We start from the raw sequence: 26809 nt of genomic DNA, 5'->3' as shown, positions 1-26809 counted from the left end.
CCGCGCGCGACAGCGCCCTTGGCATGCCCCTCATGCTCGAACATCAGGCGTTCCCGCCCTGCTGGGCCACATAGACCTCGGCGCACTGTTTGCAGAGGTCGCGGATGCGGCCGATGTAGCTCTGCCGTTCGGCCACCGCGATGGCGCCGCGGGCGTCCATGATGTTGAACATGTGGCTGGCCTTCAGCACGTGGTCGTAGGCCGGTAGCACCAGTTGTTCGCCCTTGCGGCCGCGCGATCCCAGGATGATCGGCACCTGGCGTTCCATGTCCTCGAAGTGGCGTTTGAAGACGTCCACGTCGGCGACTTCCAGCTCGAAGGCCGAGAACTGCTGCTCGTTGGCCAGGAACACCTCGCCGTAGGTGAATTCGTCGTTGTAGCGCAGGTCGTAGACGCTATCGACGTTCTGCAGGTAGAGGCTGAGCCGCTCCAGGCCGATGGTCAGCTCGCCCGCGACTGGGAACACGTCCAGGCCGCCGACCTGCTGGAAATAGGTGTACTGGGTGATCTCCATCCCGTCGCACCAGACCTCCCAGCCCAGGCCCCAGGCGCCGACGGTGGGGTTTTCCCAGTCGTCCTCGACGAAGCGGATGTCGTGCACCTTGGGATCGATGCCGATGGCCTCCAGCGAGCCCAGGTAGAGCTCCTGCAGGTTGGCCGGATTGGGCTTGAGGATCACCTGGTACTGGTGGTGCTGGCGCAGCCGGTTGGGGTTCTCGCCATAGCGCCCGTCGGCCGGCCGGCGCGAGGGCTGCACATAGGCGACCTTCCAGGGCTTGGGGCCGAGCGCGCGCAGCACCGTCGCCGGGTTGAGCGTGCCCGCGCCGACCTCGACGTCATAGGCCTGCAGGATCACGCAGTCCTGGCGGCTCCAATAGTCGTGCAGCTTCAGGATCAGGTCCTGAAACGAAAGCGGCTTGTCGGGCATAGGAATGGGGCTTTGGGGGCTTGTTCGCAGGCGCAAAAAAAGTCGGCGGACCATAGGGCCCGCCGACTGTGGCTTCAACCCGCTCGTAAAGAGCGGAAGAGCGCCTTGGTTAGTTGCCCTTGGCCGGGGTGCGCTTGCCGGCATGGGACATGGGCTGGCCGTACTTGGCGCGGTTCTCGGGGGTGTCCGGCACCGGGCCATTGGTGGTCAGGGTATTGGTCACCGAGGCGCCCGTCGCTGGGTCGACGGCTGTCGTCGAGGTCGAGGTGGCCGTACCGGTGGGCGCAGCCGTCGTCCCAGTCGACGTCGTGGCCGCCGGCGCCGGCGTCGTCACGGTGGTGGTCGTGGTGGATTGTTGCGCGTAGGCCGCGCCGCTGATGAGAGCGGTCGCGGCGGCGGCGGTCAGCAGGTGAGCGATCTTCATGGCGGGGGCCTCCAAATGCCTTTGTCGGCATCTAAAGCGCCCCACGCCGGTGAAGGTTCATTTCTTCTTCTTGGCCGGGGCCTTGGCGGCGGGCTTTTCCGGCTCCGGCGCCGGGGCGGCGGCCGGCGCTTCCGGCGGCGGCGGCAGGGTCTCGGGCACCGATCCCGGGACGAGGACGGCGTCGATCACGTGGATCACGCCGTTGGACACCATCACATCGGGCTGGATGATGGTGGCGTTGTCGGCCTTCAGCGCGCCGTCGGCCGCCGTGCCGTCCACCACGATCTTGTCGCCGGCGCCGGTCGGCAGGCCGCCGTGGGCGCCCTTGATCTTCGAAGAGTCGATCTTGGCGTTGATGATGTAGTGCAGCAGGGTCTTCTGCAGGGCGTTCTTGTCCGCCGAGATGGCCGCCAGCTTGTCAGCCGTCAGGGCTTCGTTGGTCGGCGCGAAGACCGTCAGGCCTGGGCTGGCTTTCAGCAGCGACATCAGGTTCACCGCGGTCAGCGCCTTCACGAAATTGCTGAAGTCGGCGTTGGTCTGCAGGGTGGTGTCCAGGCCGCCGTTGGCGACCAGCTTGCCGGCGGAGGCGGCCGCCGGCGCGGCGGCGGCCGGAGCCGGGGTCTGCGCCGCAGCGGCGCCGGCGATCAGGGAAACGGCCGCGGCCGCAGTCAGCAAACGATGGAACGGCATCAGGTCCTCAGATTTGAAGGCGAACAACTCCGCCACGCGTATGCATCGGCAGGGTTCGCGGTGTCTACGGGCAGCGCAGCCTAGGCCGCCTCGTCACGGCTTCGTGAACGCGGCGTTTCCCAGCCTAGAACAAACCCGCTGGGCGTCCCAATCGCCCAATTTTCGGGCGCCTGCCGCCAGAGCCGCCCAGGAATCGGGCGAGCGGCGGCTTCTTGTCCAGCTTGGCCCGCCAGCCGGGCGCGCCGCCGTCCGGCCCCGATAGCGTCAGCCGACCGCTGCGAGACGGGGATGGGGACACTTCGCGGCGGCGCACACTCAACACTGACGGCCGGTCCAGCCTCAAGGACCGCGCGGGAGCGAGCGGATGAAACTGATCATGGCGATCGTCAAACCCTTCAAGCTGGACGACGTGCGCGAAGCGCTCGTCGGCGCCGGCGTCGAGGGCCTGACGGTTTCGGAAGTCAAAGGCTACGGCCGGCAAAAGGGACAGACCGAGATCTACCGGGGCGCTGAGTACCAGGTGAACTTCCTGCCCAAGGTGAAACTGGAGGCGGTCGTCGATGACGCCGCTGTCGGCAAGGCGGTCGAGGCGGTCAAGGCCGCCGCGGCCACGGGCAAGATCGGCGACGGCAAGATCTTCGTCCTCAACGTCGAAGACGCCGTGCGCATTCGGACCGGTGAGACCGGCGCTGCGGCGCTCTAGCGGTCAAAGAACAGGGGACATTTGAAAATGAAGCTCATCGGATTGAAAAGGCTGGCGGGGCTCGCGCTCGCCGCCGCCGTGATCGGGGGTCCGCTCGCCGGGTCCGCGATCGCCCAGACCGCACCTGCGCCCGCCACGCCGGCGCCCGCCGCGGCAGCTCCGGCGGCGACGCCGGCGCCTGACGCAACAGCTCCTGCGGCCGCCGCCGCGGCTCCGGCCGCGCCCGCGGCCGCCGCGGCTCCGCCGGCGCCCGACTCCTGCGCGGCGCTCAAGAACTGCGCGACCCAGACCTACCCCAAGGACTCCGTCAACTCCGGCGACACCGCCTGGATGCTGACCTCCTCGGTGCTGGTGCTGATGATGACCATTCCGGGTCTCGCCCTCTTCTACGCGGGCATGGTGCGCAAGAAGAACATCCTGGACACCCTGGCCCAGAGCTTCGGCGCGACGGCGGTGATCACCGTGCTGTGGATGATCATCGGCTACTCGATCGCGTTCACGGGCAAGAATCCGTACATCGGCGACTTCAAATACTTCCTGCTCGCGCCGCTGAACGGGGACATCAATATCGCCAACACGGACCTGGCCCCGACCATTCCAGAGACCGTGTACATGTTCTTCCAGATGACGTTCGCGATCATCACGCCGGCCCTGATCGCCGGCGCGGTGGCCGACCGCATGAAGTACTCGGCGTTCCTGTGGTTCATGGCCCTGTGGCTGCTGCTGGTCTATTGCCCGGTCGCGCACTGGGTGTGGTCCGCCAAGGGCTGGCTGGGCGCGGGCGGCATCGGCGCGCTGGACTTCGCCGGCGGCACGGTGGTGCACCTGAACGCCGGCACCGCCGGCCTGGTCGCCGCGATCATGCTCGGCAAGCGCAAAGGCCTCGGCACCGAGAACATGGCGCCGTTCAACCCCGCCTACGCGGTCATCGGCGCCTCGCTGCTGTGGGTCGGTTGGTTCGGGTTCAACGCCGGTTCGGCGGTGGAGTCGCATGACGGCCAAGCCGGCATGGCGGCGGCCGCCACCCAAATCGCGACCGCCATGGCGGCCGTGGCGTGGATGGCCATGGAATGGCTCATCGCCAAGAAGCCCACCGTCATCGGCATGGCTTCGGGCGCGGTGGCGGGGCTGGTGGCGATCACCCCGGCTTCCGGCTACGTGAACCCGACCGGCGCGCTCTGGATCGGCCTGGCGGCAGGCATCGTCTGCTACTTCGCGGCCGTTCACATGAAGAAGGCGCTGGGCTTCTACGACGACGCGCTGGACTGCTTCGGCGTCCACGGGGTCGGCGGGGCGCTGGGCGCGATCATGACCGGCATGTTCGCCTCGAAGGCCATCAACAGCAGCATCCCGTCCAAGGGCGGCTGGCTGATCGACCACAACTTCGATCAGATGCGCCTGCAACTCATCGACGTGGGGGTCGTGTTCGTCTTCTGCGGCGTCGTCACCTTCCTGATCCTCGCGGTGCTGAAGTACACGATCGGCATCCGTGTCAGCGAAGAGGTCGAGGTCGAAGGCCTGGACATCAACCTCCACGGCGAGGTGGTGCAGGGCTGATCGGCGATCGTCCGATCGAAGATCAAGACTGGAGAGCGTTGGGAGCGGGGGTCCTTTTTGGGGCCCCCGCTTTCATTTGGGTCTGGCGCCCGTTCGCCGGATGGAGGATGCAATTCGCATGACCACGCAGCGCCAATCGCCCGTCGCCAAGTTCACCGGCTTCCCGGCCGCCGGCATAGCCTACGGGCTCGTCGTCGCTCTCGCCCTAGGCTTCGGCTGCGGCCTCGTCCATGCGCCCTTCCTGGCGGTGGTGGTCCTGGGCCTGATCGTGGCGGGAGGGAGCCTCTGGGCCGAGCGCGACGCCCTGACCCTGGGGCCGAACGGACAGCGACGGACGAACATCCGGCTGCAGCTGGCCGCCGCCTACGTCTTCATGGCCATCGTGGCGATCGGCCTGGTCAGCCTGGGCTATTTCCTGCGCACGGCCATGCGCCACTGAGGGCCGCCTGGACGGCGCCTAGGCCGGGTCTGGCCAGGGGCCGCCCAGGCGGCAGCGCTGGACCCACCAGGTCGGCGACATCGCCTCAAGGCGCTCTGCGAGGCCCTCGGCCTCGATGTCGCCCGAGCAGAGCGCAAAGCAGGTTCCGCCGGAGCCGCTGACCCGCGCCAGCAGAGTCTCGGGCTCGCCGGCGAGCGTCTCCAGCACCGCGCCGACCTGTGGCGCGATCGCGATGGCCGGCGCTTCCAGGTCGTTGCGCTGGGTGGCCAGCCAGCCGGCCAACTCGGCGGCGTCCTCGAAGGCGTCCGGCCAGGCTGGCGGGCGCACGTCGCCGAAGCGCCCCGCGGCGTCGAAGGCGCGGTAGACCGCCGCCGTGGAGACCGGGACCGGCGGGCGCACCAGCACCGCGTCCAGGGTTGGCAGGCCCGGCGCCGCGGACAGGCGCTCCCCGCGTCCCTGCGCGATCGCCGGCGCGCCCCAGAGACAGGCCGCCCCGTCCGCGCCCAGCGCGGCCGCCAGCGCCTCCAGGGCGTCGTTGCTCTGGTCCAGGCCCAACTCTTCCCGCAGCAGCCGCAGAGCCGCGCCCGCGTCGCCCGAGCCGCCGCCGAGCCCCGAGGCCACCGGCAGGCGCTTTTCCAGCCGAAGTCCGATGGGCGCCACCGGCCGTTTGGCCTGCGCGATCAGGGCGCGGGCGGCGCGCAGGACGAGGTTGTCCCCTTCGCCTGCCAGCTCGCCCGCGAACGGCCCGGCGATGCGCAGCGTCAAGGCGTCGGCGGCGAAACTCGACACCACGTCGCCGACATCGGCGAAGGCCATCAGGCTGCAGATCGGGTGATAGCCGCCCTCGCCTTCCGGCGGGCCTACGTGCAGGAAGAGGTTGACCTTGGCCGGCGCGAAGGCGCTGCGGCTCATGGCTCCTTGGCGAGCTTCGGGGTCGGGCCATCAGGACCCAGGCCCGAGGCCAGCTTGGCCTCGGCGCTGGCCTTGATCTTGTCATCCGGCTTCAGGGTCAGGACCCGGCGCCATTGGAACTGCGCCTCGTCCTTGCGGCCCACCTTCCAGTAGGCGTCGCCCAGGTGGTTGTTGATTTCCGGGTCGCCGGCCTCGAGCTCGACGGCCTCCTCCAGCCGCTGCACCGCCTGCTTGTAGTCGCCCAGGCGGTAGTAGGCCCAACCCAGGCTGTCGACCATGGCGCCGGAGCGCGGATCAGCGGCCACGGCCTTTTCGACCATGGCCAGCGCCTCCTGCAGATGCTCGCCGCGGTCGATCCAGGAATAGCCAAGATAGTTCAGCAACTCCGGCTCGTCCGGCCGCTGCTTCAGCGCCGCCTGCAGGTCGGCCTGGCCCTCGGTCCAACGGTTCAGCCGCTCGTTGGCGACGCCGCGCGAATAGAGCAGCCGCCAATCGGGCGTCTTCTGCTCGGCGATGACGTTGTCCAGCACCTTGACCGCCTCGGCGTACTGCTCGTCGGAGCGCAGCAGGTCGGCCAGGTTGATGCGCGAGTCCAGGTCGCCCGACGCCGCCGCGGCGCGCGCCAGCTTCAGCGCGGTCGGCTTGTCGTCGGCGGATTGGTAGGTCCAGGCGAGCTTGGCCTGTGCGGCGGAAAAATCGGGCGAGCCGGGCTTGGGATGGCTGTAGGCGACACGCGCGGACTCGACGTCGCCGGACCCCTGCATCAGGTCGCCGACCATCACCCAGGCGTCGTCCCGGGCCGGGTCGAGGCGCAGCAACAGACGCAGATAGGCGAGCGCCACCTGGGTCTGCTTGGCCTGGATCATGGTGGCGGCCGGCGCGAGCATGGCCGAGGCCGCGCCTTCGCGGATCGTCGGCATGGGCGGCGCGGGCTTGCCCGAAGAGGCGCGCGCGAGGGCGGCCTTCACCGGCGCGCTCTCCGGCTCGCGGGCCAGATGCTCGGTGTAGAGCGCCAGGGCGTCGACCTTACGCCCACGCCGCTCCAGGAAGCCGCCGTAGGCGATGACCGCCATCTCGGTGGGCGTCTGGACGGAGACGGTCGCCTTCAGGTCCGTCTCGGCCTCGTCATAGCGCTTGGCGCGCTCGAACAGCAGGCCCTGGTCGAGCTGGCCGAAGTAGTCGACCAGCCGATCGCCGCGCACCTGCGGGCGGACCAGCGAGCCCTCCACGTCGCCCGCCTGGGCCGCGGCCCAGGGGGCCAGCAGGGCGCCGGCCGATTTGTGCGGGAAGGCGATGTTGGCGTCGGTGAGCAGGGCCTTGGCGTCCTTGCCCTTGTCGGTGGCGATGTCCTCGACGGCGATCACCAGCTTGCCCAGGCGTTTGGAGGCCTCCGAGGCGTCTTCGCTGGCCGGCGCCAGCACGGCCGCCTTGGGGATGTCGCCGGAGAGCAGCGCGGCGGTGAAGGCCCGCTCGCCGATCATCGGGTTGCCGGTCTCCTGTCGCGCCTGTTCGAAGAAGCGCGCCGCGTCCTGGCTCTTGCCGTTGTTGAGCGCCGACTCGCCGGCGAGGAAGGCGCCGTAGGGCGAGACATTGGCGGCGATACCGCCGGGTTGGCCGGCGGCGGAAGCGGACCCCGCGCCTCCCGGCCCGGTGGCGCAGGCGGCGAGCAGGACGAGCGGGGCGGCGGCGAACAACAGGGACAGGCGCATGATCAGACCTTCGGACCTAACGATGGCCGCGGCAAGGCGGCTTGCTGTCACTGTGCGGAGCCAGGGTTACATATTCGGGTAGTTCGGGCCGTCTCCGCCCTGCGGCGTCGTCCAGTTGATGTTCTGCGACGGATCCTTGATGTCGCAGGTCTTGCAGTGGACGCAGTTCTGGAAATTGATCTGGAACTTCGGGTTCTGGCCCCTGTCGTCGTAGAGCACCTCATAGACGCCGGCCGGGCAGTAGAGACGCGCCGGCTCCCCATATTTCGGCAGGTTGATATCGATCGGCACCGCCGGGTCGCTGAGCTTCAGGTGCGCCGGCTGGTTCTCGTCATGATTGGTCGACGACAGGAAGACGCTTGAGAGCTTGTCGAAGGAATAGACCCCGTCGGGCTTGGGATAAACGATCGGCTTGTAGTCCTTGGCGAGCCCCGTGGAATCCGCGTCGGACTTGCCGTGATGCATCGTCCCGAAGAACGAGAAACCGCCGAAGAGGCTCGTGCACCACAGGTCGAACATGCCGAGCGCCCCGCCCAGCAGGGTGCCGAACCGGGTCAGGATCGGCTTGAAGTTCCGTGCGACGTGCAACTCCTTGCGCACCCACGACGCCTGATAGGCCGCATCGTACTCGACGAGATCGTCCCGCGAGCGGCCGGCCTGGATGGCCGCATAGGCGGCCTCGGCCGCCATCATGCCGCTCTTCATGGCGTTATGGCTGCCCTTGATCCTGGGCACGTTGACGAAGCCGGCGCTGTCGCCGAGTAGCACGCCGCCGGGGAAGTAAAGCCGCGGCACCGACTGTAGACCGCCCTCCGAGATCGCCCGCGCGCCATAGGCGATGCGTTTGCCGCCGGCCAGGTACTTGGCGATGTCCGGGTGCTGCTTGAAGCGCTGGAACTCATCGAACGGCGAGAGCCAGGGGTTCTTGTAGTTCAGGTGCACCACGAAGCCGATCGACACGTAGTTGTCGCCGAAATGGTAGAGGAAGCTGCCGCCGCCGGTGGCGTCTTCCAGGGGCCAGCCGACAGTGTGTTGCACCAGGCCGGCTTGGAAGACCTCGTCGGGGACCTGCCAGATCTCCTTCAGCCCAATGCCGTATTTTTCCGGATCCGCGCCCTCGGCCAGGCTGTACTTGGCCCGCAACTGCTTGGAGAGCGACCCGCGCACACCCTCGCCGATGAAGACGTACTTGCCGTGCAGCTCGATGCCCGGCTGATAGTCCGGACCGTGAGTGCCGTCCTTCTGGACGCCGAACACGCCGGCGACCACGCCCTTCAGGGCGCCGGCCTCGTCGAACACCGCTTCCGACGCGGCCATGCCCGGATAGACCTCAACGCCCAGCGCCTCAGCCTGCTGTCCCAGCCAGCGGCAGACGTTGGCTAGCGACGCGATGTAGTTGCCGTGGTTGTGCATCAGCCCCGGCATGCCGAACATCGGCAGCTCCGCCGAGCCCTGCGGGCCCAGCAGCACGAACTTGTCGGCCTTGACCGGCGTCTCCAGCGGCGCGCCCATCGCTTTCCAGTCTGGGAAGAGTTCGCTGATCCCTCGCGGGTCGATCACCGCACCCGACAGGATGTGCGCCCCGACCTCGGAGCCCTTCTCCAGCACCGCCACGGTGATCTCGGTCCCGGCCGCGGCGGCGAGCTGCTTCAGGCGGATCGCCGCCGACAGCCCCGACGGCCCGGCGCCCACGATGACGACGTCATATTCCATCGCCTCGCGTTCAACCTGTTCGCTCATTGGCCCCGCCGCTCCGTTGATCCCTGCGCCGACTTATCGGAAGGTCACCTAGCGGTGGTCAAGGAAAAGCCGCCCAAGAGCGGTTTGGGGGAACATCATGCGTCCGTCGATTCTGGTCTTCGCGCTGGCGCTCGCGCCCCTCCAGGCCCAGGCGGCCGGGTATTGGATCGGCAGCTGGGGCGCCTCGCCGGCCATGCCCATGGCCGCGCCCGCCAACAACCCGGCCCGCGGCACGGCCAGCTTCAACAACCAGACCGTGACCCAGGTGGTGCGGCTGTCGGCCGGCGGGCCGCGCCTGCGCATCCGTCTCTCCAACGAATATGGTCCCAAGCCCCTGCAGGTGGGCGCGGCGCGCGTCGCCCTGGTGGCGGCGGACGGCGCGGTGGTCCCGGGCAGCGAACGGACGGTGAGCTTTTCGGGCGCGGCCGGCGCGGTCATTCCCGCCGGCGCGCCGATGGTCAGCGACCCGGTGCCGCTGCCGACCAGGGCGCTCGCCCATCTGCGGGTGAGCCTCTACCTGCCCGCCGACAGCAACGGCTGCACCTGTCACATGACCGGCCAGGACCTGATCTCCATCGCGCCCGGCGACGCGACGGCGGCCCCGCCGCCACCGGCCAAGGGCGCCGGCGACTACCGCACCTTCCTCACCGAGGTGGATGTGGAGAGCGCCGCGCCGGTCCGGCCGGTGATCGCGACCTTCGGCGACTCCATCACCGACGGCTACCGCTCGACGGACGGCGCCGACCACCGCTGGCCCGACCGGCTGGCCGAGCGGCTGGCGGCGGCGAAAAGGCCCTTCGCCGTGGTCAACGCCGCGATCAGCGGCAACCGGGTGCTGAGCGAGCAATTGCCGATCTTCGGCCAGAACGCGCTCAGCCGCTTCGACCGCGATGTGCTGGCCGTGCCCGGCGTAACCCACGTGACGGTGCTGGAGGGCGTCAATGACCTCGGCATGACCAAGCCCACGCCCGCCGCCGCCGACCTGATCGCCGGCTATCGGCAGCTGATCGCCCGGGCGCACGCGCACGGCGTCAAGATCATCGGCGCGACCGTCCTGCCCTACGACGGCGCGGCCTATTTCAGCGCCGCCGGCGAGGCCGAACGCCAGAAGATCAACGCCTGGATCCGCACCGGCCGCGAGTTCGACGGGGTCATCGACTTCGACGCCGCGATCCGCGATCCCGCGGCCCCGACCAAGATGCGCGCCGACCTGCAGTCCGGCGACTGGCTGCACCCCAACGACGCCGGCTACCGGGTGATGGGCGAGGCGATCGACCTCAGCCTCTTCCGCTAACCCTCGCCCGCGTAGGCCGCCTGCAGCTTGGCGACGTCGAGCTTGACCATCTGCATCATGGCCGCGGTCGCCCGTTCGCGGCCCGCGGGGTCCGGGCCATAGATGGTTTCGAAGAGCTGTTTCGGCACGACCTGCCATGTGAGACCGAAGCGGTCCTTCAGCCAGCCGCATTGCATCGGCTCGCCGCCCTCCAGCAACGCGTTCCAGTAGTGGTCGACCTCCGCCTGGTCCTGGCAATCGATGAAGAAGGAAAAGGCCGCGTTGAGCGTGAAATAGTCGCCGCCGTTCAGGGCCGTGACCCGCTGGCCGTCCAACTCGAAGTCGATGGCCAGCACCCCCGGCGCGCCGTCAGTGTTGCCCTGATCGCCCAGGATCTTCGAATTGGGGAAGACCGAGACGTAGAACTTCGCGGCCTCGACCGCCTGGTCACGGAACCACAGGAACGGATGGATCTTCGGCATGCGGGGCCTCCTTGGGCGCTGTCCGTCCGAAGGACGCGCGGGCGTGCGCCAATCCGACAGCGCCCGCGCACTTTTTGCAATCCAAGGACGGCGAAGCGCGATAGGCCAGCCGTATGGACCGCCCGCCCGCGCTTCGCCGCCTGTTCGACCTGCCGGGCGTCTCCGACCTGGAGTACCAGGCGATCCTCAAGCGCGACTTCGCCGAGCCCGAAGCGCGGGCCGAACATCCCGCCATCGAGGCATGCTCAGTCGCCAACTTTGGCCTCACCGCCGAACAGGCGGAGGACCACCCTCGCCCGGCCAACTGGGATCGGCCCGAACGCCTGCCGATCCCGGCCCAGGTCGCGGCCTTTGAGGCCGAGGGCTGGGACGTCACCGACGACAAGCGCCGGCCGCTGCGGGTGCTTGGCCACTTCAACCAGCAGCTCTGGCTCGCCATCCGCGGCGTCGCCGGAACGCTCCCCTTCCTGCCGGACGACGACAGGCCCGATCCCTGGGGTTCATCCCTGGCGGCCGAGGCCAAGCGTTTCCGCAAACGCTAGGACGCCCGCCATGAGCCCGCCGCCGATCAAACGCTTCGCGGACCTGAAGCCCGCACCAGGACCGACCGGCGTCTACGCCCCGCCGACGCCGAAGGTCTCGCGGCAGAAGAAGGCCAAGGTGCTCACAGCCGCCGAACGCGCGGCGTTCCTGGCCTCGCGCCCCGATCTGAAGAGCTAGGCCTTCTCGAACACCAGGATGAGGTTGTTGGCGGGCATGGGCGCCCGCTCGGCGAAGCGCAGGCCCCGCGTCGCCGCCTCGGCCCGCACGTCGGCCACGTGGCGCAGGCCCCAGGCCGGATCGCGGCTTTTCAGGCTCTCATCGAAGGCCAGGTTGGAGGCCGCGGTCTCCACCTGAGCCTCGAGATAAGGACCATAGAGGAAGAGCTTGCCGCCGCGCCGCAGCACGCGGCCCGCGCCTTCCATCAGCCCCCGCGTCGCCGCCCAGGGCGAGATGTGGACCATGTTGATGCAGACCACCGCGTCGAACGGGCCCTTGGGCCACGTGTGCTGGTCGGCCGCGTCCAGCCGCACCGGGGTGGCGAGGTTCGCGGGCCCCGCCGCGGCGCGCCAGGCCGAGATGCTGGCGATGGCTTCCCAGTCGCGGTCGGTCGGCTGCCAGATCACGCCTGGCAGGTGGGCGGCCAGGAACATGGCGTGCTCGCCGGCCCCGCTCGCCACCTCCAGCACCCGCGCCCCACCGGTCAGGCGCGGCTCCAGCACCTCCAGGATCGGCTGGCGGTTGCGCGCGGTCGAGGGCGATGTCCGGGCGCCCGGAGGAACGGCGTCGTTCATGGAGCATCACCGTAAGCTCTGCTGACGCCTAGGCGAAGGCTTCTGTTGTTGCCCCGAGCCACGCAAAGCGGTTCTGTGCCCCGCTTCAACGGCGTCACGAGGAGGCCACCATGGCCGACGGCAACCCGGGTTCCGGCCTGCAGCTTCGCTCGCTTATCAAGGCGAGCGGCGAGCTGGAGCTTTCGCTGGCCAAGGTCGACGTCCCCGATCCCGCGCCGGACGAGATCGTGGTCCGCGTCGAGGGCTCGCCGATCAACCCGTCGGACCTGGGCCTGCTGCTGGGCGCGGTGGATGTCTCGACGCTGAAGGCCGGCGCCGGCCCGACCCTGAGCGGGACCGTGCCGCCGCATCTGATGCGCGCCATGGCCGGGCGCCTCGACCAGTCGATGCCGGTGGGCAACGAGGGCGCGGGGACCGTCGTCGCCGCCGGCTCCGATCCCGCCGCTCAGGCGCTGCTCGGCAAGCTGGTCGCCGGCATCGGCGGGGCCATGTACGCCCAGTACCGCACGCTGAAGGCCGCCGACGCGCTACCCTTGCCGCCCGGCGCCACCGCCGCCGACGGCGCCTCCTGCTTCGTCAATCCGCTGACGGCGCTGGGCATGGTCGAGACGATGAAGCGCGAGGGCCACTCAGCCCTGGTGCATACGGCCGCGGCCTCCAACCTCGGTCAGATGCTGCAGAAGATCTGCCTCAAGGACGGCGTGTCGCTGATCAACATCGTGCGCAGCGCCGAGCAGGCCAAGATCCTCACCGACATCGGCGCGAAATACGTGCTGGATTCGACCACGCCCAGCTTCGTCGCCGACTTGACCGACGCGCTGGCCGAGACCGGGGCGACGCTGGCCTTCGACGCCATCGGCGGCGGCAAGCTGGCGGGCCAGATCCTGGGCGCGATGGAAGCGGCGCTGAACCGCACCGCCAAGGTCTACAGCCGCTACGGCTCGGCGACCCACAAGCAGGTCTACATCTACGGCGGCCTGGACGTGGGGCCCACCGAGTTGGTCCGCAGCTTCGGCATGTCCTGGGGGCTCGGTGGCTGGCTCTTGACCTACTTCCTGATGAAGACCCCGCCGGCCGAGGCACAGGCGCTGCGCCAGCGGGTCGCCGACGAGCTGAAGACCACCTTCGCCAGCCACTACACCGCCGAGATCGGCCTGGCCGAGGCCCTCGATCCCAAGGTCGTGGCCGCCTACAACCGGAAGACCACCGGGGCGAAGTACCTGATCAATCCGAGCAAGGGCCTGAGCTAGATCGAGGCCAGTCGCGTTCCATGTCCGACCCTCCCGCCCAGACGCCGCTCGATCTGAAGATGAGCCGCGCCGTCGGCTGGCTGCAGTCCCACCTGCTGAACCACGCCGAGATCACCCTGCGCGAGGTGCTGGCGGAAGATCCCAAGCGCCCCATGGCGACCCGCATGCACGGGATCGCGCTGTTCAAACTGGGGCGGCGCGACGAAGGCCTCGCCGCCCTGCAGGCCGGCGTGATCGAGGAGGCGGACAACCCCCGCGCCTGGGCCGACCTTGCCGTGGCCCTGCGCGACAGCGGCCAGGTCCAGGCCGCCGAAGAGGCCTACGCCAAGGGGCTGGCCCTCTCGCAGAACGCCGGCGCCCTGCCGCTTGGCGATGCGGTGTTCTGCATCGAGCACGGGTTCCATGACTTCACCCTGCTCGACTACCCCTACCATGCGCACGTCCGCTACGGCGCCGGCCGGCCGGCCCACCCTGAGCTCGCGGCCCTGATCGGCGCGGGTCGCAAGCAATACCGCGCCGTGCTCGATCTCTGGGGCCCGTTGCAGCCGGACTTCGCCGACGTGCCGCTCGGCGGGACCTACGAGACGCTCACGCCGTTCTGGTTCAATTCCTGGTTCTCGCCGCTCGACGCCATCGCGCTCACCGGCATGCTGCGGACGGAAAATCCCCGGCTGATGGTGGAGATCGGTTCGGGCGTCTCGACCAAGTACGCACGGCGGGCGGTCGCCCGTTACGGCCTGCGCACCCGGCTCGTCTCCATCGATCCGCAGCCGCGCAACCAGATCGATCAACTCTGCGACCAGGTCATCCGCAAGCCGCTGGAGCAGTGCAGCACCGACATGTTCGACGTGCTGGAGCCCGGCGACATCTTCTTCCTCGACTCCTCGCACCGGTCGTTCCAGGGCTCCGACGTCACGGTCTTCTTCCTGGAGATCCTGCCCCGGCTGAAGCCCGGAGTGATCGTCCACATCCACGACATCTACCTGCCCTACGACTACATCGCCGGCCACGTCCCCAGGATGTGGAACGAACAGTACCTGCTGGCCGCCGCCCTGCTGTTCGGCCCCCAGCGGTTCGAGATCCTGTTCCCGAGCTGGTTCGTCGGCCGCGACCCCGACCTTATGGCCCACGCCGAAGCCCTGTTCCGCAAAGGCCCGATGGAATCCGTCGATCTCTATGGCGCCAGCTTCTGGATGCGGATGACCTAGTTCCGCGTTGGAATCACCACCGGCAGGGTCTCGTAGCCCTTCACGAAGACCGAGTGGGTCCGCGTCGGCTCGCCGGCCAGTTCGATCGAGGGGAAGCGCTTCATGATCTCTTCCCAGATGATCGTCAGCTGCAGCTCGGCCAGGCGATTGCCCACGCAGCGGTGGATGCCGAAGCCGAAGGACATGTGATGCCGCGGCCGCTCGCGGTCGATGATGTAGGCGTTGGGGCTTTCCATCACCGCCTCGTCGCGGTTGCCCGAGACGTACCACATGGCCACGCGGTCGCCGGCCTTGATGGTCTTGCCGCCGAGCTCATGGTCCTGCGTCGCGGTGCGCGCCATGTGCGCCAGCGGCGTCTGCCAGCGGATGGTCTCCGACACCATCGAGGGGATGAGCGCCGGATTCGCCTTGAGCTTGGCGTATTCGCCCGGGTGCTTGTTGAGCGCATAGACCGAGCCGGAGATGGTGTTCCGCGTGGTGTCGTTGCCGCCGATGATCAGCAGGCCCAGGTTCCCGGCGTATTCCAGGCGGTCCATGTCGCGGGTCGAGGCGCCGTGGCAGAGCATGGAGATCAGGTCGCCGGCCGGCGGCGCGTTCACCCGCTCGTTCCACAGGCCCACGAAGCGTTCGACCATGCCGTCGATGGCCTCGCGCTTGTGCTCCCAGCTCTTCACCGGCCCGTGCCCCGGCATGTTGGTCATCATGTCCGACCAGTAGGGGAGCAGCTGGCGCTCCTCCTGCGGGAAGTCGAAGAGCGTGGCGAGCGTCATCGCCGTCAGCTCTTTGGAGACACGCTCCACCCAGTCGAATTCCTCGCCGATCGGCAGGCCGTCGAGGATCTTGCCGGCGCGCTCGCGGATCACCGGGCCCATAACCTGCAGGTTCGAGGGCGCCACCACCGGGCTCACCGTCTTGCGCTGCTCGTCGTGGCGCGGCGGATCCATGGAGATGAAGCTGGGCCGCGTGCCGCGCCGGACCTGCTCGGCCTTGGCCTCGTGGCTCTGCAGGGTGATGCCGTCGGCGGACGAGAACACCTGGTGGTTGGAATCCACCGCCATGATGTCGTCCCAGCGGGTGATCGACCAATAGGTCCCATAGGTCGGCGAGGTCACCTGGTGCACCGGGTCCTCGGCCCGCAGGCGCTCGAAGATCGGCCACATGGCGTCCTGCGTGAACAGCTCCGGCTGCGCGGGATCGAGCTCCTCAAGGGGCTGGGCGTAGATCCGCGCCCGCGCCTCGGCCTTCAGGTCCACGGCTCCGTCGTGCATGGCGACCTCCCAAGGGTCTTTTGCTCTTGCCCGTATTCAGACCCCAGCCGCCCCGTGATGCAATGGGCGACGCAATGGGGTGCTGACAACCGCCGCCGGGACCGCCAAGACTGAGCGCGATGTCCCTCGACCCCGCGACCGCCGAATCCCTGCTGGCCTTCTGGGCCGAGGGCGGCGTGGACGCCATGCTGCTGGACGCGCCGGTCGACCGGATCGCCGCGGGCAAGATCGCCCCGCCCGCGCCCCCCGCCCGCAAGGCCGCCGTGGCCGCCCCGCCGCCCTCGCCGCTGCGCGCGGCGAGCCAGCCCGACGTCTCGGCCGCCGTCGCCCAGGCGCAGGCCCTGGCGGCCAGCGCGGATAGTCTTGAGGCGCTCGCCGCCGCCATCGCCGGCTTCGACGGCTGCCCGCTGAAGTTCGAAGGCGCCGCCACCCAGGCGGTGGTCTGGCGCGGCGAGCCGACCGCGCCGCTGATGGTGATCGGCGAGGGGCCCGGCGCCGACGAGGACCGCCAGGGCCAACCCTTCGTCGGCCGGGCCGGCCAGCTGCTCGACAAGATGCTGGCCGCCGCCGGCCTGACCGGCCGGGTTTTGATCACCAACACCGTCTTCTGGCGCCCGCCCGGCAACCGCACGCCGACGCCACAGGAGCAGGCGGTCTGCGCGCCCTTCGTCGAGCGGGCCATCGCGCTGGTGCAGCCGAAGATGCTGCTGCTGGTTGGCGGCGCCTCGGCCAAGGCCATGCTGAGGAAGGACGAAGGCATCCTGTCGATGCGCGGCCGCTGGCACGAATGGCGCTCGGCGGACGGGACGCTGGAGCTGCCGGCGCTGCCGACCCTGCATCCGGCCTTCTTGCTGCGTCAGCCGGCCGCCAAGAAGCGCGCCTGGGCCGACCTCCTCACGCTCACCGAGCGTCTGGACCGCCCCGAACGCACATCTGCCCCTTAACCCTGCGGCGAAACCGCTTGGAAAGGCCGTTGGGGGTTGATCGCACCGACCACCCCGCTTAACCCTTAGCGCCGGGGACTTCGAGAAGAGGATTGCGCCGCCGCCCGCGACAAGACGGGTTCGCGCAAAGAGACGGCATGACGCTGAAGAAGCGCCTGTGGGCGGGAGCCTTTGCTCTGGCCTGCTCCGCCTCCATCGCCACCGCTGCGGCCGCTGATGCGCCGCCGGCATTGTCGAGCGACGACGCCCGCGCCTACGCCGCCGCCTTCGACGCCACCGAGCGCGGCGACTTCATCGACGCCCAGATGCAGAGCGCGGCGGTCAAGGACCGCTCGCTGGTCGGCTACCTCACCTTCCACGAACTGATGCATCCGACCGCGCATGTCGCCGCCTTCGACGAACTGTCGGCCTGGCTCGCCAAGTTCCGCGACCTGCCGGTGGCCGACCGCATCTTCGCGCTGGCCTCGAAGCGCAAAACCGATCCCACCGCCGACGCCGGCCCCAAGCCGATGGACCTGGGCGACGGGCCGCGGATCGCCAACCCGGTGCTGTCGGAAAAGGCGCGGCGCGGCCGCGAGGCCTTCTTCGCCGGCGACCTGAACCGGGCGCTGACGCTCGCGTCGGCCTCCGGCGACCGCTGGATCGTCGGCCTCGCCGCCTATCGGCTGAAGTCCTACGACAAGGCCCGCGACGCCTTCGCCGACCTCGCCCGCGACGGCGAGTGCGACGCCTGGATGCAATCGGCCGCCGCCTACTGGGCCTCGCGCGCGTCCGACGCGCTGAGCGACAGCCAGGCCTCGGCGAAGTACCTGCGCGCCGCTGCCCGCAACTCCGAGACCTTTTACGGCCTGGTGGCCGGCCGCCAGTTGAAGCTCATCGACCAGGCGAGCGTCGCCGCGGCCGACGATCCGGTGGGCCGCCTGCTGCTGGCCGGCTACGTCACCCAGCCGGCGTCCGTGCCGACCGTCGACCTCGCCCGCTTCGTGGCCAACGACCCGCGCGCCCATCGCGCCGCGGCGCTGGCGCAGATCGGCCGGGGGGCCGACGCCATCCAGGAACTGCGCGCCGGCCTGGCGCTCGCCCGCACGCCCGATGAGCGGGAACGCTGGAAGTCCCTTACCCTGGCCATGGGCGCCTCGCTCGCCGACCGCGCCAGCCCGCCGCGCAGCGGCGACCTGGACTATCCGCAGCCGGAACTGATTCCGATCGGCGGCTTCACCCTCGACAAGGCGCTGGTCTACGCCATGGTCCGCGCCGAGAGCCGCTTCAACCCGCAGGCGGTCTCGCCGGTGGGCGCGGCGGGCCTGATGCAGATCATGCCGACCGCCGCCGCGGCCGCCGCCGGCGACGACAAGCTGAAGACGGACCGGACGCCGCTGTTCGACCCGGCCTTCAACCTGCGGGTCGGCCAGGACTACTTCACCTGGCTGCTGGAAAAAGGCGTCGGCCACGATCTGGTCCGCGCGGTTGCGGCCTACAACGGCGGCCCGACCACCGTGGCGCGCACCGTCCAGATGATCGGCGGCGACAGCGACAGCCTGCTCCTGATGGAGTGCCTGCCGGCGCAGGAGACCCGCGCCTATGTCCAGAAGGTGCTGACCGGCTACTGGACCTATCGCAAGATGTGGGGCCAGCCCTCGCCGACCCTCGACGCGCTGGCGGCCGGCGGCCGCGCCGTCGACGAGCGCCTGGACCTAGGCCAGCCGCGCGGCGCCTCGCCCCAGTACGCCGCGCAGACGCTTCAGGTCGGGATGCGCTAGGCCGGCCGCCGCCGACCTCAGGACCAGCACGCCGAACGGCTTGTCGCCGAAGAACCCACGGCCCTCGCCGACGATCATCGCATCCCCGCCGCCCTCGCGCAGGTGGCGGCCCAGCGCGTCGAGCCAGCCGGGCTTCAGCCGGATCTTGGCCGGCAGCACCAGCAGCCGGTCGCCCCGCGCCGCCGCGATCCCCGCCGCCAGGTCCGCCGCCAGCTCCGCCCCGGTCTCCTCGCGCAGCACCGCCAGCAGTTCCGGCGGCCCGCCGCCGGCGATCAGCACCTCGCGCACCAGGCCGTCCACCGCCGCCGAGGTCAGCGCCCCCAGCAGGGCCGGCAGCCGGTCCCCGGCGTCGGCGGTCTCGACGATCACGCTCAGCATGCGGGCACAAGGCGGCGCGTCGGGCCCAAGGTCAACCGCCTAAGGAAGGTCACCCAAACAGGTCTATCTGATCCCCGGCCTTGGGCGGGACCTTGAACAGGCGCAGATCGAGCGGCGGCAGCTTTCCGGCAATGCCGAGCCTCGCCTTGGCGACGGCGAAGCGGCGGGAGGTGAGCGCGGCGATGGGGCCGTCGCCCTTCATGCGCTTACCCCACTGGCTGTCGTAGGTCTTGCCGCCGCGCATCTGGCGGACCAGCGACATGACCCGCGCCGCGCGGTCCGGGTGGTCGGTGGCCAGCCACTCCTGAAAGAGGTCGGCGATCTCCATGGGGAGGCGCAGCGCCACATAGCCTGCGCCGCGCGCTCCGGCGGCGGCGGCGCGTTCCAGCACCGCCTCCATCTCGTGGTCGTTGAGGCCCGGGATGCAGGGGGCGAACATGACCACCGTCGGCACGCCAGCGTCACTTAGGCGCCTGACCGCGTCGATGCGCTTCTCCGGCGTGGCGGCGCGGGGCTCCATGGAGCGGGCGAGCTTACGGTCGAGGCTGGTGATCGAGACCGCCACGCGGACCAGGTTGCGTTCAGCCATGGGCGCCAGCAGGTCGAGGTCGCGCAGGATCAGGCCGGACTTGGTGATCACCGAGAACGGGTGGTTGAAGCGCGACAGCACCTCGATGATCCCACGGGTGATGCGCAGGCGCCGTTCCTGCGGCTGGTAGGGATCGGTGTTGCCTCCGATGTGGATCACCTCGGGGACGTAGCGCGGGTTGGAAAGCTCGCGCGCCAGCAACCGCGCGGCTTCCGGCTTGAAGAACAGCTTGGATTCGAAGTCGAGGCCCGGCGAAAGGCCCATGTAGGCGTGGGCCGGGCGCGCGTAGCAGTAGATGCAGCCGTGCTCGCAACCCCGGTAGGGATTGATCGAGGCGGAGAAGCCGACATCGGGGCTGTCGTTCCTTGTGATGATGAGCTTGACCTTCTCCGGCGTGACCGTGGTGGTCAGCTGGACGGGCTCCAGGTCATCGGGCGTCCAGCCGTCGTCGAAGGCCTCGCGGCTGTCGGCCTCGTAGCGGCCCGACGCATTGGTGCGCGCGCCGCGACCGCGAACGACGGTGATCTGCTGGGTGAAGGTGCTCACCCGCTGAAGCTAATACGGCGACTAGAACAAAACAAGAACTCATCCGCACAAGGTGGGCGCGCGAAAGGACGATCACCTCGAAAACACGCCGACCAGTTCGATGTGCGGCGACCAGAGGAACTGGTCCACCGGCAGAACGCGGTCCAGGGAGAAGCCGGCGTCGATGAGGGTGCGGGCGTCTCTCGCGAAGGTGGCGGGGTTGCAGGAGACGGCGATGACGCGGGCGAGCGACGAGCGGGCCAGTTCGGCGGTCTGTTCGGCGCCGCCGGCGCGGGGCGGGTCGAAGACAGCGAGGTCGGTCTTGCGCAATTCCTCGGCCAGGACCGGGCGGCGGACCAGGTCGCGGGCCTCGGCGGTGACGCCATGCAGGCCCGGCGCGGCCGCAAGCGCAGATGTGAGCGCACGGATGGCGTCCGGCGCGAAGTCGGCGGCGTAGACCTGGGCGATCTCGGCCAGCCGGAAGGTGAAGGTCCCGACCCCGCAATAGAGGTCGGCGATCCGCGTCGCGCCGGCGCCCTGTTCGGCCACGAAGGCGCCCATGGCGGCCTCCGCGCCTGGGGTCGCCTGCAGAAAGGCGCCGGGCGGCAGGCTGACCACCGCCTGGCCCAGGCGGACCTGCGGCAGGCGGGCGAGATAGGCCATCTCGCCATCGATCGTCACCCGCGCGAAATCGGCCTCGGCCGCGCGTTCGGCGACCTGCATGCGGGCGTCGGCGGAGAGGCCGCCGGACTTGCGCTCGACGCCTGTGATGTCGATGTCGAGGCCGCTGGGCGTGCACGTCACGTGCAGGGTCGGCGCCGATTTCGGGTGCTCGAACAGGGGCGCGGCCAGCCGTTTCAGGGCCGGGATCGCCGCCTGGATCGCCGGGTCGGAGATCGGGCAGACGGCGATGTCCACCAGGTCCCAGGACTTGCGCGCCTTGTAGCCGAGCTTGGCGGCCTCGCGCCCGCCGCGCCGGGCGTGCAGCGCCACGCGGCGCCGGGTCCCCGGTCCGGCCATGAAGGCGGGCAGGATTTCCGTCTCGATCCGCTCGCGGGCGAACGTGCCGACGAGGCGCGCGACCTTCCAGGCCAGGTAAGGTTCAGGCGCCCAGTGCTGCAGGGCGCAGCCGCCGCAGGTCCCGAAGTGCGGGCAGACGGGCGCGATCCGCTCGGCGCTGGGTTCCAGGACCTGGGCGAGCTCCCGCCGCTCGCCCGCGCCCACCGCCAGCACCCGCTCGCCCGGCAGGGTGAAGGGCACGAAGGCGGGTCCCCCACCAGCCAGACCAGGCGCCATGCCGTCGCCCTCGCCGCCAACCTCAGCGATCAGCAGTTCCGACGGCGGCCCCGACGGCCGCGCCGGACGGTCGGGCCGGCGCTTGGCGGAGCGGTGGTGGCGCGGCGGCGGCGGCATGATCGGCGGCAGATCCTTGGGCGAAGTCGGTAAACGGCTGGTTCACCAAGATGAACGAAGATGAACGGGGCGCTCAAAATCCGTTCAGCTTGGCCGCACCATAACGATCCGCGAAGCCGCCGAACGGCGGCCCGAGAGTCGAGAGAGGGATACCCATGACCAAGTCTTCCGTCTTCGCCAAGGCCGGTCTGGTCGCCGCCGCCGCCATTCTGGCGCTGGGCGTCGCGTCGAGCGCCTCGGCGCAGTCGGGCCCGCCGGTGGGCGGCCCGGGCTACAGCAACTACGATCCGTGCCAGCGCGACGCCAATGGCCGCGCCGTGGCCGGGGCCGTGATCGGCGGCGCCGGCGGCGCGGTCGTGGGCTCGCAGATGGCCGCCAGCGGCCACCGCCGCGACGGCTCGCTGCTGGGCGGCGTGCTGGGCGCGGTCGCCGGCGCCGCCATCGGCCACAACACCGCCGCCTGCCGGGACGCGCCTCCTCCGCCGCCGCCGCCGGCCTATGGCGACGCGCCGCCGCCCCCGCCGCCGCCCGGCCCGCAGGCCTACTATCAGCCCGAAGGGCCGCCTCCGCCGCCGCCCGGCGCCTACTACGGCCCGCCGCCGCCCCCGGCCTATGGCCCCGGCCCGGCGATCTTCGTCTATGGCCGGCACGGCGTGCGCTATCGCGTGGTCGAAGACCGGGTCGCGCCGGACGGCTGCACGCTCGCCGAGAGCCCGGTCTACCTGCCCGACGGCCGCGTCGACCGCCGCTTCGTGCGCGTCTGCCCGGACTATCGCGGCCGCTACCACATCGTGGACTGACCAGTTCTGTCGCTAGCGCCTGACTTCCGCTAGCTGAACTGGGCCGCCCGCTTCACGGCGGGCGGCCATTTTCTTGGGCCTCAGGCCTTGCGCGCCCAGAGCAGGTATTCGCGCGCGCCCTCGCCGCCTTCGATGGGGCTGTCGGCGCTGGCCTGGACGGTCCAGCCCATGGACGCGAGGAACGCCTTCACGCCCTCCAGGGCCTCGGCCCGCACGCCTTCGTCCCTGACCAGCCCGCCCTTGCCGACCCGATCCGGCCCGACCTCGAACTGCGGCTTGACCAGCGCCATGAGGTCGGCGCCCGCGCCGGCCAGGGCCAGGGCCGCCGGCAGCGCCTTGGCAAGCCCGATGAAGCTGACGTCGCAGACGATGAGCTGCGGCGGCTCGGGGACCTCGGCGGCCGTCAGGCTGCGCGCGTCCAGCCCCTCGAGCCTCACCACGCGCGGGTCGTCCGTCAGGCTGGCGTGCAGCTGGCCGCGGCCGACGTCGACGGCGTAGACCCGCCGCGCGCCCGCCGCCAGGCAGACCTCGGTGAACCCGCCGGTGGACGCGCCGACGTCCAGCGCCACCCGGCCCTCGACGGCGATCGGCCAGAGCGCCAGCGCATGTTCCAGCTTCAGCGCGCCGCGCCCCACCCAGGGATGGGCCGGCGTCGCGTCGATGACGGCGTCGTCGCTCAGCATCTCGGACGCCTTGGCGACCGGCTTGCCATCGGCCGTGACGCCGCCGGCCTCGATCGCCGCGCGGGCCTTGGCCCGGCTCTCGCAGAGCCCCCGGGCGACCAGCAACAGGTCCGCGCGCGTCTTCATCCGCGCAGAAGACGTGAGAGCGCCCGGCGCGGTCAACCGGGCTTGGCCGCCCGCGAGTGTTGAGCCCGCCGCCGGTCTGTGATGCAATCCTGCTCAGGCGGCCGTTACGGCGCTGGGCTCAAAGGCCCTGAAGCGCCCTCGAAGCCGCGAATGGGAGGCTTCGGATATGCGCAGCACCATGATCCTGGCGCTCGGAACAGCGCTCTTCGCCGCCGCGGCGGTCGCGGCCCCCAAATCGGGGGCGCCGGCCGATCCGACCCTCGAGACGCCCGGCTGGAAGGCGCCGAGAAACGCGGCGGGCCAGCCCGATCTCTCGGGGTTCTGGAGCAGCGCCACCATGACGCCCACAACCCGCAACCTGCAGATCGGCAAGGAGGCGAGCCTGCCGGCGGAGCAGGTCAAGGTCATGGAGGCGCGGTTCGCCGCGGCCCTGGCCCAGCGCGACGAGACGAAGGACCCCAACCACCTGCCCGGCAGCGCCGAGGACAAGGCCAAGGACGCCAAGCTGTTCGCCGTGCGTCCCGACTTCGAGTTCGCGGGCGGCGACGTCGGCGGCTACAACATCTTCTGGCTGGACCCGGGCAACCACATCCTGGAGGTCAACGGCCAGTTCCGCACCTCGATCGTGACCACGCCCGACGGCCAGATCCCGCCGCGCAAGGACGGCAAGTCGGCGGCCCGGTTCAACTACAACCTCGATGAGGGCGCCAGCAGCTACCTGGGCTCCTTCGACAGCTATGAGATGCGGCCGGAGGGCGAGCGGTGCATCACCTTCGCGCGCAACGCCCCGCCGCCGATGCTGCCCAACGGCTACTACAACAACAACTACCAGATCCTGCAGACCCGCGACGCCGCCGTGATCGTCGCCGAGGGGATCCACGACGCGCGCATCGTGCGCCTGAACGCGTCCCATCGGACCGACGGCGTGCGCCCGCGGATGGGCGACAGCATAGGCCACTATGAGGGCAACGCCCTGGTGGTGGAGACCACCAACCTGCCGCAGCCGGACAATTTCTACGGCGCCTGGAAGGACCTGAAGGTCACCGAGTGGTTCACGCGGGTCTCGCCCACCCGCGTTAAGTACCGTTTCGAGGTGGACGACCCCGGCGTCTGGGCCAAGCCCTGGGGCGGCGAATACGAGTTCTTCCCGCTGCACGGGGTCGTCTACGAATACGCCTGCCACGAGGGCAACTACGCGCTCCCCGCTATCCTCGCCGGGGCGCGCCGGCAGGAGAAGGAGGCGCAGGCCGCCAAGGCCAAGAGCGGCGCCGACTGATCAGACGTCTTCGGCTTCGAACAGCTTCTTCAGCTCGTTCTTCATGATCTTGCCATTGGCGTTGCGCGGCAGGACCTCGGGCCAGAACTTGACCGCGATCGGCACCTTGAAGGCCGCCAGCCGCTCGGCCACGTGGGCGCGCAGCTCGGCCTCGGTGGCGTGCGCGCCGGGCTTCAGGGTGACCACCGCGCCGGGCTCTTCGCCGAGCGTGCGGTGCGGGATGCCGACGACGGCGGCGTCCATCACGGCGGGATGGTCGTAGAGGGCGTTCTCGACCTCGATGCAGTAGATGTTCTCGCCGCCGCGGATCAGCATGTCCTTGGCCCGGTCGATGATGAAGCAGAAGCCCTCGTCGTCGAGCTTGGCGAGGTCGCCGGTGCGCACCCAGCCGTCGACCAGGGTCTGGGCGGTGGCTTCGGGCTTGTTCCAGTAGCCCTTCATCATCTGCGGCCCGTTGCACCACAGCTCGCCCACCGTGCCGACCGGCAGGACGGTGACGCCATCGGCCGGATCGCGGATCTCCAGCTTCGAGACCGGCACGGCGACACCGCAGCTTTCCGGGCGATTGATGTAGTCCTCGGCGGCGTTGCCGGTCACCGTGGCGCAGGTCTCGGTCATGCCCCAGCCCTGGCCGGGGACGGAGTTGGGGAAGGTCTTCTTCAGCGCGGCCACTAGCTCCTTGGCCGAGGGCGCGCCGCCGTAGGCGACCGACTCCAGGGACGACAGGTCATAGTTGGCCCGCGCCGGATGCTCGATCAGCTGCCAGGCGATGGTCGGCACCCCGCCGGCCAGCGTCACCCGCTCGCGCTCGATCAGTTCGAAGGCGCGGATCGCCTCCCACTTGCGCATCATCACCAGCTTGCCGCCGCCGAAGATCGTCGGGTTCAGCACCGCGAAACAGCCGGTGACGTGGAAGAACGGCACCGACAGCAGGGACGCCCGCTGCGGCGCGTCCGGGTCGGGCGCCGGCGGCTGTTCGCCCCGGCGCAGGAACGACCGGGCCCCGCCGCAGACCGCGGCCATGATGTTGGAATTGACGCCGCGCTGGGTGGCCAGCGCCCCTTTCGGGCGCCCCGTCGTGCCGGAGGTGTAGAAGATGGTGGCGTCGTCCTCCGGCCCGATCTCGACGTCCGGCAGGGCGATGTCGGGGAGGTCCTTCCAGCTCGGCGGCGGGCCGATCACGCTCTCCAGCTTGGTGACCAGCGGGTGGGCGATCTCCTCGCGCTCGCGGCTGACGTAGACGCGGACGAGGTCGCCGCAGTTGGGCAGGTGCTCGGCCAGGCGCTCATAGCGCTCGCGGTCGACGATCAGCACCTTGGTCCCGGAATCGGTCAGGCCATATTCCAGCTCGGGCCCCGTCCACCAGGCGTTCAGCGGCGTCACCACCGCGCCGACGCTGGCGGCGGCGTAGAAGGCTGCGACCCACTCCGGCAGATTGCGCATGATCACCGACACCCGGTCGCCCTTGACCACGCCCCGGGCGGTCAGTTCGGCGGCGAAGTTGGCGACGGCCCGATAGAAGGCTTCGTAGCTGACCCGCTCGTCCTCATAGACCAGGCAGATCTTCTCGCCGTGCGCGCGGGCCGCCTCGACGACGCTGCGCAGGCTGGGCGGCAGGTTCTTCCAGACCTTGGTCGCGATGCCCCGGATGACCACCTCGTCCATCTCGGTCGGCATGCCCGGCCCGGTGAGGATCGCGTGCGCCGCCTCGATCGACATGGCGGGCCAGCCGGCCGGAAGGGGGGCCTCGGACATGGGGTCACTCCTACGGTTCTCGCGGGTCTTCCGCCCGCGCGGTTTCGTAGGTGAACAACCATAACCCAGGGCGCGAGGCAAACCGGGAACAGTGCTCTTTCCTTCCCATGGCAGGGCGATCGCCGGATCGGTGTTGCGCGCCGCAGGCGCCGTCTTTTGACGCGAAGACCACGAAGATCATGAAGGCGCCTTGCCCGAAGCGGCGCCGCGCACCGCGGCGGGACTCTTCGTGGTCTTCGTGTCCTTCGTGGTCTTCGTGTTCCGTCTTGCCGCTCTGCGAGCGGCCATAGGTGATCGCCCGCCGTCGAGGGACGGCCAGATGGTTCCGCGATGCGATTGAAGACCCTTGAGCGCGCGGGCGTCAGCGGCGCGGCGGTCCCGTCGCGCGGCGCACGGCAAGGCCGGCGGAGGTTCCCGCGGGCCGTGGAGGCCGTTCGAGCGTCAGGGAGGCGCTGGAGCCTGCGAGTCTGGCGCGTAGGTCCGCCTTGCGGGGTGTCGGCGGTGTCTTTGCGGGCGATCCCGGCGCCATGTGCGCCAGAAGTTCGCGCAGGGTCGGGAGCGCCGCCGGCTCAGGACCGGGGAGCGCCGCGGCGTCGGCGACGACGTCCTCCAGGGTGCGCAGCAGCACCGGCAGGCTGGCCCG

General features: G+C 70.0%; 27 protein-coding genes. 12 read left to right on the top strand and 15 right to left on the bottom strand.

Going from position 1 to position 26809, the window contains the following annotated elements; translation table 11 throughout:
* Positions 1–43 precede the first annotated feature (43 nt).
* The 3 genes from VKQ35_RS13830 to VKQ35_RS13820 form a co-directional block, all read right to left on the bottom strand.
* Positions 44–928 carry a glycine--tRNA ligase subunit alpha gene (locus tag VKQ35_RS13830; RefSeq protein ID WP_324362554.1) on the bottom strand — a complete coding sequence of 295 codons (885 nt, stop codon included), beginning with the start codon at positions 926–928 and terminating at the stop codon, positions 44–46.
* Between the two features lie 109 nt (positions 929–1037).
* Positions 1038–1352 carry a hypothetical protein gene (locus VKQ35_RS13825; RefSeq protein WP_324362552.1) on the bottom strand — a complete coding sequence of 105 codons (315 nt, stop codon included), beginning with the start codon at positions 1350–1352 and terminating at the stop codon, positions 1038–1040.
* A gap of 57 nt (positions 1353–1409) precedes the next feature.
* Positions 1410–2042, bottom strand: coding sequence for a fasciclin domain-containing protein (locus tag VKQ35_RS13820; protein ID WP_324362550.1), 633 nt, complete (start codon positions 2040–2042; stop codon positions 1410–1412).
* A 364-nt stretch (positions 2043–2406) separates the two neighbouring features.
* Here VKQ35_RS13820 and VKQ35_RS13815 point away from each other — a divergent pair, with 364 nt between their 5' ends.
* The 3 genes from VKQ35_RS13815 (at position 2407) to VKQ35_RS13805 (ending at position 4741) form a co-directional block, all read left to right on the top strand.
* Positions 2407–2745 carry a P-II family nitrogen regulator gene (locus tag VKQ35_RS13815; RefSeq protein ID WP_293372711.1) on the top strand — a complete coding sequence of 113 codons (339 nt, stop codon included), beginning with the start codon at positions 2407–2409 and terminating at the stop codon, positions 2743–2745.
* Positions 2746–2772: 27 nt separating this feature from the next.
* Positions 2773–4302 (top strand): ammonium transporter, encoded by a 1530-nt coding sequence (locus VKQ35_RS13810; RefSeq protein ID WP_324362546.1) that lies wholly within the window; start codon positions 2773–2775, stop codon positions 4300–4302.
* Positions 4303–4420: 118 nt separating this feature from the next.
* Positions 4421–4741, top strand: coding sequence for a hypothetical protein (locus tag VKQ35_RS13805; RefSeq protein ID WP_324362545.1), 321 nt, complete (start codon positions 4421–4423; stop codon positions 4739–4741).
* An 18-nt stretch (positions 4742–4759) separates the two neighbouring features.
* Here the strand turns inward: VKQ35_RS13805 and VKQ35_RS13800 are convergent, their stop codons facing one another.
* From VKQ35_RS13800 to VKQ35_RS13790, 3 genes are all read right to left on the bottom strand, one after another.
* Complete coding sequence (locus VKQ35_RS13800; RefSeq protein WP_324362543.1) at positions 4760–5653, bottom strand: 4-(cytidine 5'-diphospho)-2-C-methyl-D-erythritol kinase; 894 nt, start codon at positions 5651–5653, stop codon at positions 4760–4762.
* Entirely contained in the window at positions 5650–7362 is a 1713-nt protein-coding gene (locus tag VKQ35_RS13795; protein WP_324362541.1) for a tetratricopeptide repeat protein, read from the bottom strand. Before VKQ35_RS13795 ends, VKQ35_RS13800 begins: the two co-directional genes overlap by 4 nt.
* A gap of 66 nt (positions 7363–7428) precedes the next feature.
* The gene (locus VKQ35_RS13790) at positions 7429–9102 is read right to left on the bottom strand and encodes an electron transfer flavoprotein-ubiquinone oxidoreductase (RefSeq protein WP_324362539.1); all 1674 of its coding nucleotides are present in this window, start codon (positions 9100–9102) and stop codon (positions 7429–7431) included.
* A 97-nt stretch (positions 9103–9199) separates the two neighbouring features.
* On the opposite strand from VKQ35_RS13790, the gene VKQ35_RS13785 reads away from it, so the two are divergent.
* Complete coding sequence (locus VKQ35_RS13785; protein WP_324362537.1) at positions 9200–10396, top strand: SGNH/GDSL hydrolase family protein; 1197 nt, start codon at positions 9200–9202, stop codon at positions 10394–10396.
* Here VKQ35_RS13785 and VKQ35_RS13780 read toward each other — a convergent pair.
* Entirely contained in the window at positions 10393–10857 is a 465-nt protein-coding gene (locus tag VKQ35_RS13780; protein WP_324362535.1) for a VOC family protein, read from the bottom strand. The genes VKQ35_RS13785 and VKQ35_RS13780 overlap by 4 nt on opposite strands.
* Before the next feature lie 113 nt (positions 10858–10970).
* On the opposite strand from VKQ35_RS13780, the gene VKQ35_RS13775 reads away from it, so the two are divergent.
* Both VKQ35_RS13775 and VKQ35_RS13770 read left to right on the top strand, forming a co-directional pair.
* On the top strand, positions 10971–11399 hold the full coding sequence (locus VKQ35_RS13775) for a hypothetical protein (protein WP_324362533.1): 429 nt from the start codon (positions 10971–10973) through the stop codon (positions 11397–11399).
* A gap of 10 nt (positions 11400–11409) precedes the next feature.
* On the top strand, positions 11410–11577 hold the full coding sequence (locus tag VKQ35_RS13770) for a hypothetical protein (protein ID WP_324362531.1): 168 nt from the start codon (positions 11410–11412) through the stop codon (positions 11575–11577).
* Here VKQ35_RS13770 and VKQ35_RS13765 read toward each other — a convergent pair.
* Positions 11574–12191, bottom strand: a complete 618-nt coding sequence (locus VKQ35_RS13765; RefSeq protein ID WP_324362529.1) for a DUF938 domain-containing protein — start codon at positions 12189–12191, stop codon at positions 11574–11576. The two genes, VKQ35_RS13770 and VKQ35_RS13765, sit on opposite strands and share 4 nt — an antisense overlap.
* A 110-nt stretch (positions 12192–12301) precedes the next feature.
* Here VKQ35_RS13765 and VKQ35_RS13760 point away from each other — a divergent pair, with 110 nt between their 5' ends.
* Together VKQ35_RS13760 and VKQ35_RS13755 are read left to right on the top strand one after the other, a co-directional pair.
* The gene (locus tag VKQ35_RS13760; protein WP_324362527.1) at positions 12302–13441 is read left to right on the top strand and encodes a zinc-binding dehydrogenase; all 1140 of its coding nucleotides are present in this window, start codon (positions 12302–12304) and stop codon (positions 13439–13441) included.
* 20 nt (positions 13442–13461) lie between these two features.
* Positions 13462–14649: a class I SAM-dependent methyltransferase gene (locus VKQ35_RS13755; RefSeq protein ID WP_324362525.1), complete on the top strand. Its 1188-nt coding sequence runs from the start codon at positions 13462–13464 to the stop codon at positions 14647–14649.
* Here the strand turns inward: VKQ35_RS13755 and VKQ35_RS13750 are convergent.
* Positions 14646–15917, bottom strand: a complete 1272-nt coding sequence (locus tag VKQ35_RS13750; protein WP_324362523.1) for a cytochrome P450 — start codon at positions 15915–15917, stop codon at positions 14646–14648. The genes VKQ35_RS13755 and VKQ35_RS13750 overlap by 4 nt on opposite strands.
* Positions 15918–16036: 119 nt before the next feature.
* Here VKQ35_RS13750 and VKQ35_RS13745 point away from each other — a divergent pair, with 119 nt between their 5' ends.
* Positions 16037–16861 (top strand): uracil-DNA glycosylase, encoded by an 825-nt coding sequence (locus tag VKQ35_RS13745; RefSeq protein WP_324362521.1) that lies wholly within the window; start codon positions 16037–16039, stop codon positions 16859–16861.
* A 137-nt stretch (positions 16862–16998) separates the two neighbouring features.
* On the top strand, positions 16999–18621 hold the full coding sequence (locus VKQ35_RS13740; protein WP_324362519.1) for a lytic transglycosylase domain-containing protein: 1623 nt from the start codon (positions 16999–17001) through the stop codon (positions 18619–18621).
* On the opposite strand, the gene VKQ35_RS13735 is transcribed toward VKQ35_RS13740, so the two are convergent.
* The 3 genes from VKQ35_RS13735 to VKQ35_RS13725 form a co-directional block, all read right to left on the bottom strand.
* Entirely contained in the window at positions 18556–18999 is a 444-nt protein-coding gene (locus VKQ35_RS13735; protein ID WP_324362517.1) for a cell wall biosynthesis glycosyltransferase, read from the bottom strand. The two genes, VKQ35_RS13740 and VKQ35_RS13735, sit on opposite strands and share 66 nt — an antisense overlap.
* Positions 19000–19048: 49 nt before the next feature.
* Positions 19049–20134: a PA0069 family radical SAM protein gene (locus VKQ35_RS13730; RefSeq protein WP_324362516.1), complete on the bottom strand. Its 1086-nt coding sequence runs from the start codon at positions 20132–20134 to the stop codon at positions 19049–19051.
* 72 nt (positions 20135–20206) lie between these two features.
* Positions 20207–21409 (bottom strand): class I SAM-dependent RNA methyltransferase, encoded by a 1203-nt coding sequence (locus tag VKQ35_RS13725; protein WP_324362678.1) that lies wholly within the window; start codon positions 21407–21409, stop codon positions 20207–20209.
* Between the two features lie 272 nt (positions 21410–21681).
* On the opposite strand from VKQ35_RS13725, the gene VKQ35_RS13720 reads away from it, so the two are divergent.
* On the top strand, positions 21682–22326 hold the full coding sequence (locus VKQ35_RS13720) for a glycine zipper 2TM domain-containing protein (RefSeq protein ID WP_324362515.1): 645 nt from the start codon (positions 21682–21684) through the stop codon (positions 22324–22326).
* 80 nt (positions 22327–22406) lie between these two features.
* Here the strand turns inward: VKQ35_RS13720 and VKQ35_RS13715 are convergent, their stop codons facing one another.
* Positions 22407–23135, bottom strand: a complete 729-nt coding sequence (locus VKQ35_RS13715; protein WP_324362514.1) for a TlyA family RNA methyltransferase — start codon at positions 23133–23135, stop codon at positions 22407–22409.
* Between the two features lie 166 nt (positions 23136–23301).
* On the opposite strand from VKQ35_RS13715, the gene VKQ35_RS13710 reads away from it, so the two are divergent.
* Positions 23302–24411, top strand: a complete 1110-nt coding sequence (locus VKQ35_RS13710) for a hypothetical protein (protein WP_324362513.1) — start codon at positions 23302–23304, stop codon at positions 24409–24411.
* Here the strand turns inward: VKQ35_RS13710 and VKQ35_RS13705 are convergent, their stop codons facing one another.
* Both VKQ35_RS13705 and VKQ35_RS13700 read right to left on the bottom strand, forming a co-directional pair.
* Positions 24412–26166 (bottom strand): class I adenylate-forming enzyme family protein, encoded by a 1755-nt coding sequence (locus VKQ35_RS13705; protein WP_324362511.1) that lies wholly within the window; start codon positions 26164–26166, stop codon positions 24412–24414.
* A 361-nt stretch (positions 26167–26527) separates the two neighbouring features.
* A partial coding sequence (locus VKQ35_RS13700) for a hypothetical protein (protein WP_324362509.1) occupies positions 26528–26809 on the bottom strand: 282 nt, incomplete at its 5' end.

The organism is Phenylobacterium sp. (genome assembly GCF_035309685.1).
Taxonomy (GTDB): domain Bacteria; phylum Pseudomonadota; class Alphaproteobacteria; order Caulobacterales; family Caulobacteraceae; genus Phenylobacterium.
Note: the sequence above shows the minus strand (reverse complement) of the source record. Positions and strands in the feature narration are given on the sequence as shown.

What these genes read in the sequence shown, in the direction of transcription:
- VKQ35_RS13830 (WP_324362554.1), bottom strand. Translation starts at nt 928, where the DNA reads ATGCCCGACAAGCCGCTTTCGTTTCAGGACCTGATCCTGAAGCTGCAC.
- VKQ35_RS13825 (WP_324362552.1), bottom strand. Translation starts at nt 1,352, where the DNA reads ATGAAGATCGCTCACCTGCTGACCGCCGCCGCCGCGACCGCTCTCATC.
- VKQ35_RS13820 (WP_324362550.1), bottom strand. Translation starts at nt 2,042, where the DNA reads ATGCCGTTCCATCGTTTGCTGACTGCGGCCGCGGCCGTTTCCCTGATC.
- VKQ35_RS13815 (WP_293372711.1), top strand. Translation starts at nt 2,407, where the DNA reads ATGAAACTGATCATGGCGATCGTCAAACCCTTCAAGCTGGACGACGTG.
- VKQ35_RS13810 (WP_324362546.1), top strand. Translation starts at nt 2,773, where the DNA reads ATGAAGCTCATCGGATTGAAAAGGCTGGCGGGGCTCGCGCTCGCCGCC.
- VKQ35_RS13805 (WP_324362545.1), top strand. Translation starts at nt 4,421, where the DNA reads ATGACCACGCAGCGCCAATCGCCCGTCGCCAAGTTCACCGGCTTCCCG.
- VKQ35_RS13800 (WP_324362543.1), bottom strand. Translation starts at nt 5,653, where the DNA reads ATGAGCCGCAGCGCCTTCGCGCCGGCCAAGGTCAACCTCTTCCTGCAC.
- VKQ35_RS13795 (WP_324362541.1), bottom strand. Translation starts at nt 7,362, where the DNA reads ATGCGCCTGTCCCTGTTGTTCGCCGCCGCCCCGCTCGTCCTGCTCGCC.
- VKQ35_RS13790 (WP_324362539.1), bottom strand. Translation starts at nt 9,102, where the DNA reads ATGAGCGAACAGGTTGAACGCGAGGCGATGGAATATGACGTCGTCATC.
- VKQ35_RS13785 (WP_324362537.1), top strand. Translation starts at nt 9,200, where the DNA reads ATGCGTCCGTCGATTCTGGTCTTCGCGCTGGCGCTCGCGCCCCTCCAG.
- VKQ35_RS13780 (WP_324362535.1), bottom strand. Translation starts at nt 10,857, where the DNA reads ATGCCGAAGATCCATCCGTTCCTGTGGTTCCGTGACCAGGCGGTCGAG.
- VKQ35_RS13775 (WP_324362533.1), top strand. Translation starts at nt 10,971, where the DNA reads ATGGACCGCCCGCCCGCGCTTCGCCGCCTGTTCGACCTGCCGGGCGTC.
- VKQ35_RS13770 (WP_324362531.1), top strand. Translation starts at nt 11,410, where the DNA reads ATGAGCCCGCCGCCGATCAAACGCTTCGCGGACCTGAAGCCCGCACCA.
- VKQ35_RS13765 (WP_324362529.1), bottom strand. Translation starts at nt 12,191, where the DNA reads ATGAACGACGCCGTTCCTCCGGGCGCCCGGACATCGCCCTCGACCGCG.
- VKQ35_RS13760 (WP_324362527.1), top strand. Translation starts at nt 12,302, where the DNA reads ATGGCCGACGGCAACCCGGGTTCCGGCCTGCAGCTTCGCTCGCTTATC.
- VKQ35_RS13755 (WP_324362525.1), top strand. Translation starts at nt 13,462, where the DNA reads ATGTCCGACCCTCCCGCCCAGACGCCGCTCGATCTGAAGATGAGCCGC.
- VKQ35_RS13750 (WP_324362523.1), bottom strand. Translation starts at nt 15,917, where the DNA reads ATGCACGACGGAGCCGTGGACCTGAAGGCCGAGGCGCGGGCGCGGATC.
- VKQ35_RS13745 (WP_324362521.1), top strand. Translation starts at nt 16,037, where the DNA reads ATGTCCCTCGACCCCGCGACCGCCGAATCCCTGCTGGCCTTCTGGGCC.
- VKQ35_RS13740 (WP_324362519.1), top strand. Translation starts at nt 16,999, where the DNA reads ATGACGCTGAAGAAGCGCCTGTGGGCGGGAGCCTTTGCTCTGGCCTGC.
- VKQ35_RS13735 (WP_324362517.1), bottom strand. Translation starts at nt 18,999, where the DNA reads ATGCTGAGCGTGATCGTCGAGACCGCCGACGCCGGGGACCGGCTGCCG.
- VKQ35_RS13725 (WP_324362678.1), bottom strand. Translation starts at nt 21,409, where the DNA reads ATGGCGCCTGGTCTGGCTGGTGGGGGACCCGCCTTCGTGCCCTTCACC.
- VKQ35_RS13720 (WP_324362515.1), top strand. Translation starts at nt 21,682, where the DNA reads ATGACCAAGTCTTCCGTCTTCGCCAAGGCCGGTCTGGTCGCCGCCGCC.
- VKQ35_RS13715 (WP_324362514.1), bottom strand. Translation starts at nt 23,135, where the DNA reads ATGAAGACGCGCGCGGACCTGTTGCTGGTCGCCCGGGGGCTCTGCGAG.
- VKQ35_RS13710 (WP_324362513.1), top strand. Translation starts at nt 23,302, where the DNA reads ATGCGCAGCACCATGATCCTGGCGCTCGGAACAGCGCTCTTCGCCGCC.
- VKQ35_RS13705 (WP_324362511.1), bottom strand. Translation starts at nt 26,166, where the DNA reads ATGTCCGAGGCCCCCCTTCCGGCCGGCTGGCCCGCCATGTCGATCGAG.